This window comes from Phenylobacterium sp. (assembly GCF_024508875.1).
GTDB lineage: Bacteria > Pseudomonadota > Alphaproteobacteria > Caulobacterales > Caulobacteraceae > Phenylobacterium.
The window spans coordinates 1-2400 of record NZ_JANINU010000282.1 but is presented as its reverse complement, the minus strand read 5'-3'; the positions used below and the strand labels follow the sequence as shown (position 1 = coordinate 2400).

At 70.0% G+C, this 2400-nt stretch carries 2 protein-coding genes and 1 pseudogene; all 3 read left to right on the top strand.

The annotated features are described in order from the left end of the window. Positions 1-789, top strand: a pseudogene (locus Q0L11_RS19005) (cell division protein FtsZ); the annotation flags it as partial. 97 nt (positions 790-886) lie between these two features. Beyond that, entirely contained in the window at positions 887-1105 is a 219-nt protein-coding gene (locus tag Q0L11_RS19000) for a hypothetical protein (protein WP_296599321.1), read from the top strand. Between the two features lie 183 nt (positions 1106-1288). Then, complete coding sequence (gene lpxC / locus Q0L11_RS18995; protein ID WP_296599320.1) at positions 1289-2176, top strand: UDP-3-O-acyl-N-acetylglucosamine deacetylase; 888 nt, start codon at positions 1289-1291, stop codon at positions 2174-2176. The last annotated feature ends 224 nt before the right edge of the window (positions 2177-2400 follow it).

Sequence of the window (2400 nt, the reverse complement as noted above, 5' to 3'; positions counted from 1 at the left end):
CGCGCCCTGATGGCCGCCCAGAACGCCATCCAGAACCCGCTGCTGGACGAAGTCTCGCTGAAGGGCGCCAAGGCGGTGCTGGTCAACGTGACCGGCGGCCTGGACATGACGCTCCTGGAAGTGGACGAGGCGGCGAACGCCATCTCGGAACAGGTCGATCCGGAAGCCAACATCATCTTCGGCGCGGCCTTCGATCCGACGCTGGAGGGCATGATCCGCGTGTCGGTCGTGGCGACCGGCATGGACGGCGCCTCGATCGCCGCCATCGAGCCCAAGATCGAGCGCCGCTCGCTGCAGGCCGAGCCGCTGCGCGCCACGGTGACGCCGAAGGCGCCGGAGCCGGTCGCCGCCGAACCGGTGTTCGCGGCCGCGGTCGAGCCGGAGCCGGTGCTGCAAGCCCACGAGGAAGAGCAGCCCGACATCTTCACCGCGCCCGTCGCCGCCGAGCCCGCGCCTGCACCGGCCCAGCCGACGGTGATCCAGCCGGTCACCCGCATCGTCGACCCCGAGGTCGCCGGTCCTGGCGATGTGCAGGACGAGCCGCTGTTCGCCGAGCCGGCGTACGAGGCGCGCCGTCCGCGCGGCGGCTTCCTGAGCATCTTCGGCGGCCGTCCGCGCTACGACGCGCAGCAGGCCCCGGCCGCCCAGGCTCCGGCCCCCGCGCCGCGGCCTGCGCCGGCCCCGTCGCGCGGCGGCGCCCAGCCCCTGGAAGCCGCCCAGCATGTCGAGGACGCGGACCAGAACGAGGACCTGGAAATTCCGTCCTTCCTGCGGCGCCTCGCCAACTGACGGTCGGGCGACCGACACAAAATTCCACGAAAACGTCACGCCGATTAACGGCGGGGACTGCTAAAAACCTCCCGGGGGCAACTCCGGGAGGTTTCCCATGAGCGCCAACGGCATCATCCTCGTCTCTCCGCTGGCCGATGGCTGGGCCGTGCTGTGCGCGGGGATCGAGCCTCTGGTCTTCCGCTCGGGCGCCCGCGCCGAGGCCCAGGCTAAGCGGCTCGCGGCGTGCCTCGCCAAGCTGGGCCGGGCGGTCCAGGTGCGGATCCTGGACCGTGCGCGCAACCTGGTCGGGACTCAGCTCTACCCCGCGACCTGAATTTACCGGGAGCGGGGAAAATCGAGCAAATTCAGTGCGCGGTCGAGCGCGCCCGTTAACCAATCCTGAAGCGAAACATTGCGAAACACGAAGTGCTTTGCTGCGGTGCATCAACCAGCTTAGCCAGCACGTTGGGGCAAAGGTCGGTCGTCGCACCGAGTATCGTTGCAGGGAAGGTCCGCCTTGGCCGCGTTCCAACACACCGTCCGGTCTCCGGCCCTGTTCGCAGGGATCGGCGTGCATACCGGCGCCTACACCCGCGTCTCGGTGCGGCCCGCCGCGGCGAACAGCGGCATCGTCTTCGTGCGCACCGACGTGAAGGACCGCGACAACGTGGTCCCCGTGAGCGGCGAGGCGGTCTGCAAGACCCAACTGGGCACCGTGATCGGCAACGACGCCGGCGTGACGGTCTCGACCATCGAGCACCTGATGGCCGCCTTCGCCATGCTGGGCGTGGACAACGCCGTGGTCGAGCTGGACGGGCCCGAGATGCCCATCATGGACGGCTCGTCGCTGCCGTTCGTGCGTGTCCTGGACCGCGCCGGCCTGCGTCCGCAGGAAGCGCCGCGCGGCTACATCGAGATCCTGGAGACCGTCGAGGTGATCGACGGGGACAAGCGCGCGACGCTGAAGCCGGCCGACGGCTTCGAAATGGCCTTCGAGATCGCCTTCGACAGCGCCGCCATCGGCCGCCAGGCGGTCGACATGGTCATGGACGAGCGCACGTTCCGCGACGAGATCGCCGACTGCCGCACGTTCGGCTTCCTGCGCGAGGTGGAGGCCCTGCGCGCCATGGGCCTGGCCCGCGGCGGGTCGATGGACAACTGCGTGGTGCTGGACGGCGACCGCGTACTGAACCCCGAAGGGCTGCGCCGCCCGGACGAATTCGTGCGGCACAAGGCGCTGGACGCCATCGGCGACCTCTACGTGCTGGGCGGCCCGTTGCTGGGCCGCTTCGAGGGCGTGCTGGCCGGTCACGGCCTGAACAACGCCGTCGTCCGCGCGCTGCTGGCCAAGCCCGGCGCGTGGCGCATCCGCACCCTTGTCGAGGACCTGCGCGAAGCGGTCTGAGGTGTTCTCCGCCGGAAGGCGGGGTTTTCGAGATGTCATCCGAGGGGTTGGGCCGGCGGTTGCGCAGCGCGCAGCGCTGTGATCCCGGTTTCGACCGCAGGCCGAAGATCGGGACCTCGATGCGATGGGGTGGGCATGCGTTCGCGCCGTCGGGGTGGGACGGTTTTCAGAGGGTGGTGCGGAAACCCCCTCCGCCTTCGGCGCCTCCCCCTCCGAGCCGCAAG